Origin of the sequence: Providencia sp. M-27 (assembly GCF_011077905.1) — a bacterium.
GTDB lineage: Bacteria > Pseudomonadota > Gammaproteobacteria > Enterobacterales > Enterobacteriaceae > Providencia > Providencia huaxiensis.
On the sequence record NZ_JAALBT010000012.1, the window covers coordinates 133,708 to 142,106 of the forward strand.

Annotated in this window: 6 protein-coding genes and 1 pseudogene; 3 read left to right on the forward strand and 4 right to left on the reverse strand. The window is 43.6% G+C overall.

The genetic code is table 11. The features are described 5' to 3' along the window. Positions 1-14: 14 nt before the first annotated feature. The 4 genes from G6Q48_RS16445 to G6Q48_RS16460 form a co-directional block, all read right to left on the reverse strand. Positions 15-1,178 (reverse strand): DUF4268 domain-containing protein, encoded by a 1,164-nt coding sequence (locus tag G6Q48_RS16445; RefSeq protein WP_032328845.1) that lies wholly within the window; start codon positions 1,176-1,178, stop codon positions 15-17. Between the two features lie 9 nt (positions 1,179-1,187). After that, complete coding sequence (locus tag G6Q48_RS16450) at positions 1,188-2,492, reverse strand: restriction endonuclease subunit S (RefSeq protein ID WP_207393050.1); 1,305 nt, start codon at positions 2,490-2,492, stop codon at positions 1,188-1,190. After that, positions 2,492-4,921, reverse strand: a complete 2,430-nt coding sequence (locus G6Q48_RS16455) for a type I restriction-modification system subunit M (RefSeq protein ID WP_166267600.1) — start codon at positions 4,919-4,921, stop codon at positions 2,492-2,494. The genes G6Q48_RS16450 and G6Q48_RS16455 overlap by 1 nt, the downstream gene beginning before the upstream one ends. 113 nt (positions 4,922-5,034) lie before the next feature. After that, positions 5,035-5,958 (reverse strand): WYL domain-containing protein, encoded by a 924-nt coding sequence (locus tag G6Q48_RS16460; RefSeq protein WP_166267602.1) that lies wholly within the window; start codon positions 5,956-5,958, stop codon positions 5,035-5,037. Between the two features lie 293 nt (positions 5,959-6,251). Here G6Q48_RS16460 and G6Q48_RS16465 point away from each other — a divergent pair. From G6Q48_RS16465 to G6Q48_RS16475, 3 genes and pseudogenes are all read left to right on the forward strand, one after another. Next, a pseudogene (locus tag G6Q48_RS16465) lies at positions 6,252-6,540 on the forward strand (transposase); the annotation flags it as partial. Between the two features lie 412 nt (positions 6,541-6,952). Then, the gene (locus G6Q48_RS16470) at positions 6,953-7,825 is read left to right on the forward strand and encodes a GTPase family protein (protein ID WP_166267604.1); all 873 of its coding nucleotides are present in this window, start codon (positions 6,953-6,955) and stop codon (positions 7,823-7,825) included. A 91-nt stretch (positions 7,826-7,916) separates the two neighbouring features. Continuing rightward, on the forward strand, positions 7,917-8,342 hold the full coding sequence (locus tag G6Q48_RS16475) for an antirestriction protein (protein ID WP_166267606.1): 426 nt from the start codon (positions 7,917-7,919) through the stop codon (positions 8,340-8,342). Positions 8,343-8,399: the final 57 nt, after the last annotated feature.

Below are 8,399 nucleotides of genomic sequence, written 5' to 3' on the forward strand. Positions count from 1 at the left end.
AATTGTAAATTCCCTTAATCAAAATTCTTCTGTTTCATTGCCTCAGCCGCTTTTTGCAGCGGTCCTTTTAAGGCTTTTTCTAACTTTGTCATCTGCTCTAAGTGCCACGCAACCGCTTGGGGCCAAGTCTCTTTGTTAAACCCGTCAGCTTTGGTCGAAAACTGGATACGGCAAGATTTCTTCTCATCCAGCCTCATCCACTCAAGTTCTGCACCAAAAGTATGCTCAATGTCTTGTTTGGACTGACTCAACAAATCAAAAAGGTATTTATTCTCTTCGGTAACCCCACGGCTGATCCAAAGCTCTACTCGAAGCTCTTTTTGCAGAAATATCAGGTTATACGGACATCCACTTAGCCCTGAGCCTGCTGATAACCAATGATCTTTGCTTGGGCTAATGTTGTTATAGAGTTGGCAAGAGCTTTTCTGAAACGCCTCTAAGGCACGCTCCCAGTACTCGCGACGCACGGTATGGCGGTTTTTTAGTACCACTTCGGTGGTTTTTTCTTCCGCTTCCTTGGCATTAATGCCGATCATCAACTCTTTCGCTTCTGGCGTTGGAATGATCTGGTCAATATTAATCAGTAGCTGTTCACCCAGTGAATAAGGCGTGATTTTGAAGCAGGCAATACTAATGCCTTGACCCAATAACCACAGCGCGGTGCTGGTCACTTCTTTGCGAAAGTTTGCCGCAACTAACATAATGCGCTGGCTGTTACCCAGGTTGAGCTTTAACTCATCGAGATCGGGCGCATCCAAAAACTCACATATTCTAGCAGAGGCACTTGCAGGGGTATTAAACAAGTCAACCTCTCCTGTTACAGGCTCATAGCGGTCTAAGTACTGCTGGTAAATTTCAACGATTTGCGCTTTGGTTAAACTTGCGCAGTAGGAGGCATATTTAAGCGCCTGCCACACCACATCGCGGCCACTGTCGTCCAGCTTGTTTTCAATAATGACCAAGTTGCCATCTTTATCCAGTGCCAGTAAATCTAAGCGTTCACGGGTGTCATCAAAGCCATCGAACTCTTTTTGAATAATCAGCAGCTCTTCACCCAGTGCGGAAGGCTCGTGTGCCAACCATTCCTGAAGATTTTTGCGCTCAGTAAAGCCCAACTCACTGAATCTCTTCGTCTTAACCGGACTAATCCTGTTGGTCTGATGATTTACCGTGAACATATTCGCTTCCTATTGCTCAACCATTTCTGGGGTGATTTTTATTTTTCCTGTCACGGCGCTGTTGATCAGGGTGGTTTTGTATTCTTTGAGCTTTTCGATTTGTGTATTTAAGTGCTCGATTCCCTTATCCATTTCTTTCATCTCGGTTTCCAAAGAATGAATAATTTCATTCTGCTCATCAACCGGAGGATAAGGCACTTCGACAACACCAAATCGGTCAAAGTACAAACGCAGCCGCATATCCATAATTCCGCGGGAGTGTCGTTTTAGTTCAGCTGAGCAAAAATCTGACCTAAATAAGTAGTGATAAAAAAATCCATTTATTGATAACTTAGGTCGCAGAATATCGTATGCAGGGCTTGTTACACCTTCATACTCTGATAGGCCAATAGCCCCCATCCATGCGAGCAATTTGTTGACTACAATATCGCCCTTTTTAACAAACCAATAGCCGTCAGTAGTTGAGGCCTTATTACCTCGCTCCTCTAATTCCCTACGCGGCTTAACACCTATGTCGGTATAAACAGAAAGAAGCTCGTAATCGTTATTTTTCTCAGAGGGCTGCATTACCAATCTAAAAATATTTTTTACCCGCTTCATCTCCCAATGCGCTGGAATCTTACCAATCCAATCCACACCGGAGTCTTTCATTGGCACATTGGGATCAAGCCCTTGGGTCACCGCCTGTTGGATGATGATCTGCTTACGTTCTTTCAGCAGGCTAATTTGCTGCTCTTTGATCGCAATAGCTTCGTCGATTAGAGCGGTTTTCTTTTCGAGGTAGTTGGCTATCAGCTTTTGTGTATCTTCAGGGATCTCGAATATTGGCAGCCTTTTAAAATCAAGAAAACTTAAGTTTTGACGCAAGCCTGAACCAAATTTATAGAGTACTTTAGTGGTATCTAAAGCGTGAAGGTAGTAATGAAGGAATCGAGCATCAAAGCCATTTTTTACCCGCAAGTTTAAATATGCGCTTGTGATAATGCCTTTATTTTTTGCCAAGCCAGTTCTTAGACTTACTTTATCATTCTGAAGATCGGTACAACGAACAATGATGTCATCAGGCTCTACCAATTGATAGGTTTCAAACGATTCAGGAACTAGACCGACGAGCTTTTCTTCTGGCTTAACAACAATATGACCATAACTTAGGGATAGAACCGTATTCTCTTTCATCCCTTTGTTATTACTCTTACTTTCACGAAAGGCAACAAAGCCAGGCTTGAGTTCCCACGAACTTGGAATATCTCCTAGCCATTCAACACCTGAATCCTTATAAGTTTCATACTTCGGCATCAACGCTAAACTTTCCATTAAGCTTCTCCCTGAACCTTTTTTACTTCCGTACCAAGAATCTGCGCAATCAAACCTTCGGCTTTTTGTTCTAGGTTGATGATGTCGGTTGCGACCTCTTCTAAACTACGCAGCGGTTTATGACGGTAGAAATACTTATTGAAGCTGATTTCATAGCCAATTTTTACCGTATCTAGGTTTATCCATGCTTCATCAACATGAGGCTTCACTTCATCTAGGAAGTACTGGTAAATGCTTTGCTTTAATGGAACAGATTCTGTGTCACGAAGGTCTGAGTTGGTCTCGTAAGTGATGTACTCGCCTTTTTTACCGCCTTCTGTTGCAGGAACGGGGTAATAACCAAAATCGGGCAGGTCAGCGACTTCACACTCATAGCGCTCCAGCAGGTCGTTTAATTTATCACCCGTTAATTTAACTACCTTTTTAACCACTTTCTTGGCGGTTTCGTCATACCAGCTCACCGCGTTCAGAATGGCATTTTTCTCAGGTGCTGAAAGCTTAATGGCATGGTTTTTTAGTGATTTATCAACTTGGGTTTTAAAGCTATTGAAGTCATCAAATTCAATGCTACCAATGTCAGCCATCAGCGTTTGTGCAGTTTCAAGCAATGCTTTTAGCGCCAGCCAGTGTTTCACATCAAGCAGTTTGGCCTTAGCCTTAGCATTGAGACTGATATCGTTCTCTTCACACCAAGAAAGAATGTCTTTCTCAATGGATTTCAGGAAGCTCTTTTTCTGATCTGAACCATAGCCAGTTTTTTCATATACACGTTCGCCATGCTCTGCGTAAACGTACTCCATCACTTCACTAAGCTGCCTATCAAAACGCAGTGGGGCTATGGCATCTTGAGTAAACTTGGCTTTGCGGCGATCAGGACGCTCGATAGTGACTTTGTAGTAGCCAAAATCGTCATTGCTGAATACCTTACTGGCGATGCCAACAGGATCATTGTTTGCATCCAGTGCTCTTTCAACATCCTTACACGCGAGGTAAGTATCGGTAATTTCCGTGATGTGCTCAGGCGCAAATTCGCAGTTTTTGTTACCTAAGTTCTTGCGCAACTTACGGTAGAGCAAGCTGGCATCAATTAATTGCACCTTACCTTTACGTGCCTCAGGTTTATTGTTGTTCAACACCCAAATGTAAGTGGTAATGCCAGTGTTATAGAACAGGTTATTAGGTAACTGAACGATGGCATCTAGCATGTCGTTTTCAATGATGAAGCGACGAATATTGCTTTCGCCACCGCCCGCATCACCGGTAAAGAGCGATGAGCCATTATGAACAGAAGCAATCCGGCTGCCTAATGGACTTACGCTCGGATCTTTCATCTTGTTGACCATCTCCATTAAGAAGAGCAGCTGACCATCGCTCGAACGTGGCGTGGCATCCACCACTTCGAGATTTCCCCAATAGTCTTTCAGGCTAACCTTAAAACGCGGGTCAATCACATCACTGCCGTCTTTAATGTGCTTCTGTTCAGACGCCCAACTCTTACCGTATGGCGGGTTAGACAACATAAAGTCAAAGCGTGAAGCCGCAAACTCGTCGGTAGACAAGGTTGAGCCTACTTTGATGTTCTCAGGGTTGTTGCCTTTGATCATCATGTCCGATTTACAAATCGCGTAGGTCTCGTCATTGATCTCTTTGCCGTAAAGGTAAACATCTCGGCTGTCGTTCGGGTATTTATCTTCAATGAAGTTTTGAGATTCAGTAAGCATACCACCGCTACCACACGCAGGGTCGTACACTGTCATGGTCAGCGGCAACTGCTCTTTCACTGGGTCAAAAACCAAGTGTGTCATCAGCTCAATAACTTCACGTGGCGTGAAGTGTTCGCCTGCTTCTTCGTTATTTTCTTCGTTGAACTTACGGATCAACTCTTCGAACACGTACCCCATACCCAGGTTAGTAAGGGCTGGCATCTTGTAGCCATCTGGGTCTTCGACCGTTTCATGAGTTAAGTTGATGTAAGGGGAAACAAACTTTTCGACGACATCAAGAAGGACTTGCTTTGAGGCCATGTGACGAATTTGCGATTTGAGATTAAAGCATTCAATGATTTCTTTAACATTATCGCTAAAGCCAAGCAGGTACTCTTCAAAGTTGGCGAGTAATATCTGTTGGTTATTCGTTGCGGTGTTGAACAGGGATTTCAGGGTCCATTTAGATGTATTGTAAAAAACATAACCACTAGCCGCCTTCAATGGTTCATCATCAAGCTCCGTGGCTTGCATCTCTTCTTTTTGGAACTTGACCTCTTCAAGCACGGCTTCTTTGGTGGGTTCAAGTAACGTATCTAAACGTCGTAATACCACCATAGGTAAAATCACATCGCGGTACTTACCGCGAACGTACACATCACGTAAACAGTCGTCGGCAATGTTCCAAATAAATGAGATGAGCTTGTTATGTACACTATGATCCATTTTCTTTTCCTGTTCAGTGTTGGTTGCACCCCACAAAGTTGCTGCAACAGCTTCACTATAAATTTAAAATTCTGTTCTTTCTGTAACGCCTAAATGGCCGCTACATCGTTCGATTAACTTGTTCTACCCGGCGCTAGATTTAAGTTTATGACACCATAAAGTGCCTGGCTGTTACGCAACCAAAGCTGATACTCAAAGCCCATTAATGAGTGTTCCGTAGAACAATCCACATGCCATTGGCGAAGCAAATAGCCAGCAGTAGCCGCTCTAATCTCAACTTTCATCACGCCCCCCGTCATGCCATAGTCTAGCTCAATCGCTTCGCTATGCTCTATACGTGGGTGTGGCACTAACTCTAGCTCTACAAAGCGATTCCATTGCCGGTCTTGGGGTTCGAGCTCCATTTCAGACAAAGTGGAGTCTTCAAGCACAACCGCAGCTTTAATTCGAGTCAATACAAAGTCACGGAACTCACTATGCTCGCGGTCAAAACCACGAACATGCCAACGCAGGCCATTGTCCACCAGCGTATGCGGCACAATTTCACGTATTGTTTCACCACTCGATAACGACACATAGGTGATACGCAAGGCTTTGCCTTTATGGATGGCCTCGGTAACTTTCGCCACTATCGATAAACTCGGTTTGTTAAGGTGATAAGGCGCTTCACACGCAAAAGGCGGTTTTATCTTGCCAGTAAAACCATCTCCGTACCCTTGGCTAATTGTCGCCAATGTTCGAACGACGTCGTAGTCGAACAAGGGCTCAAATGCTTCACCTCGTTTATGCAGCTTGAGCTTTTGGTCATACTCAATGTTACCTGGTGCAAGCACTCTGTATAGAGAGAAGTCTTTCGTTGCTTGTGTAGCCGCTATGCTGAAGCGATCGACTAAATCTGCCCGTACCGCTTCTCCCTTAAACAATAAGGTGAAATCGATGTGAGCAATGCGATCCCGGATTGCTTGTGGCAACTGCGCTATCTTCGAAGCCCTATGTGACTTCGCCCCTACCGTTTGTTTCAGCCCATCATTTATCATGCGTCTTGTTTATCCCATTCAAGTAATGTCTTAATACTCTGTTTATCAAGTCATGACTGGCATCGCATCATCACATTAAACTGATCCGCTCAACGCGGTTATTCATCCACACTGACTCAATCATCTCTACGGGTTGAAGCTGGACTGATGGATATAAAACACGGAATTGGTTTCAACCTAATTAATTTTATTAGACCTTATCCTATCATAAATTATTTTGTAAGGAAGACTAAAAACCTACCGCAGAAGGGATTGTCAGAATGTCGTAACGGGCAATTTCTGAAGGTGAAAATATGACAGGTAGCAGATTACGGATCAGCGATGAACTCTGAAAAAAATAGCACTGCTTATTCCTGAGCACAAAACTAATCATCCGCTCGGCACTCACCGCAAACGAGTTGATAACCGAGCTGCCATGAATGCCATATTCTTTGTACTCAGAACTGGCTGCCAGTGGAACGCCCTGAATGCCACGGGATATGTTCTTCGAGTTCTACACATCGTCGCTTCCTTGAATGGCGTGATACCGGTGTCTTTGAACGCTTTTGGCAAAACGGTTTGCTTGCATGTAAACAGCTGGACGGTAGGCTCTAAGTATATGCTACAGCTGCTACATGTAGCAGGTGTAGCAGCTGTAGCAGGTTACCAATTTTTATTTCACAAGCATCAATGAAAAAATTTATTCATCATCAATCTTATTTACTATATTCAAATCCCCCCCACAATTTGGTGATATATTCAATCTGTTGAGTAACCTTAGTTAAGCGTATCCCCCCCATCGCTGCCACTTCACATTGAGCAAGCAGGAGTATTGATTATTCCATTTGATAAAGAATTAGGTAGCTAAAGAGATCCCTGATAGAAAGAACATATAGATAATCTAGTGTAAGCGACTCATGATATATTTAATAAGGGCAACTCAGTATTACAAAAAATCTCAGATATATATTATCTCCTTGAATAGCTATCATTTTCTTTTATTTCAAGGAGTAATATGCATCACAACGCTCACTTTAAAACCCTCCTATCGACTCTACCGACTTCATTCCAAACCTCTTTTTTCAACCAACTCAGTCACCTAATCAACTACTCTCCCATCATCGGTTTGATGGGTAAAACGGGAGCGGGAAAATCCAGTCTGATCAATGCACTGTTTCAATCGTCATTATCACCTGTGAGTGATGTTTCAGGCTGCACACGCCAAGCCCAACGCTTCAGCATGACGATGAACAACCATACTCTCACTTTTGTAGATTTACCCGGCGTGGGGGAAAGCCTTGAGCGGGATAAAGAGTACCACCAGCTCTATCGCAACTTATTACCGGAATTCGATTTAATCATTTGGGTACTCAAGGCCGATGACCGAGCATGGTCTTCTGATGAACAGTGCTATCGCTTTCTCACGCAGAAATGCGGTTACCAGCCTAATCAATTTCTATTTGTCTTGAACCAAGCCGATAAAATAGAGCCTTGTCGCCAGTGGGATGAATACAAGCATCAACCATCCTCAGAGCAGACCTATAACTTAAAATTAAAGCAACAAGCCGTCATAACCGCCTTTAAGCCACATCATCCTGTGATAACAGTTTCTGCGGTCGAAAACTATCAACTCACTGAATTAGCAGAGCAACTCATACAGGCGTTACCGGCGCAAGCCAGTAGCGGGGTAGCTAGGCAACTGAACACCCCTTACCGGACGCAATCCGTGGAGAACGCCGCACGTAACGATTTTGGGCAATGCGTCAGTGATATCGTCAATACTCTGATAGATATCCTTCCCCTGCCTGCATTAATAAAAGGAACGATGAATACAGTCAAAAATAGCATCGTATCCGTTGCTAAATCCCTGTGGAGCATATTCTTTTAGCTTCTTACATTAATACAACATTGATGACATCAAGCGCCAGTCCTTAACGGGATTGACGCTTTTTTATTTCTTTTTCTTGGAGTATCAACTGATGAATAATACAACTGAATCCGCTATTGCAATGACACTCGTCCCCAATGAGCAACGCCTGGATTTTTGGATCAACCACTTCGGGAGCGTGAAAGGCTGGAGCACCTTTGAAGTGGTCATATTTACCACTATGGGACAATTTTGTGAGGACTACCACGGCGGGTATTGGGAATATTGTACCTTATCCAATGGTGGCGCCTTTATTTATCCCGATTTAAATCAAGAAGAGCTTACGCTGTTCAACCCACATAACGGTAACGAAGCCAACGTCAGTTGTGAAGCGGCAGGCATTGCTGTGTGTTTGATGATGTACAGTTTATGGTCATTTCAAACAGAAAGTGACACCCTCATCGATCGCTTTTATCAATTGCGTGATTATGCGGCGCAACACCCAGAACGTTCCGCCATTTTCCATCTAATCGATTAACCACGTCCTTATTTACGCCTTCGTATTATCTGATTCATTATAAAAGCATCATCAGAC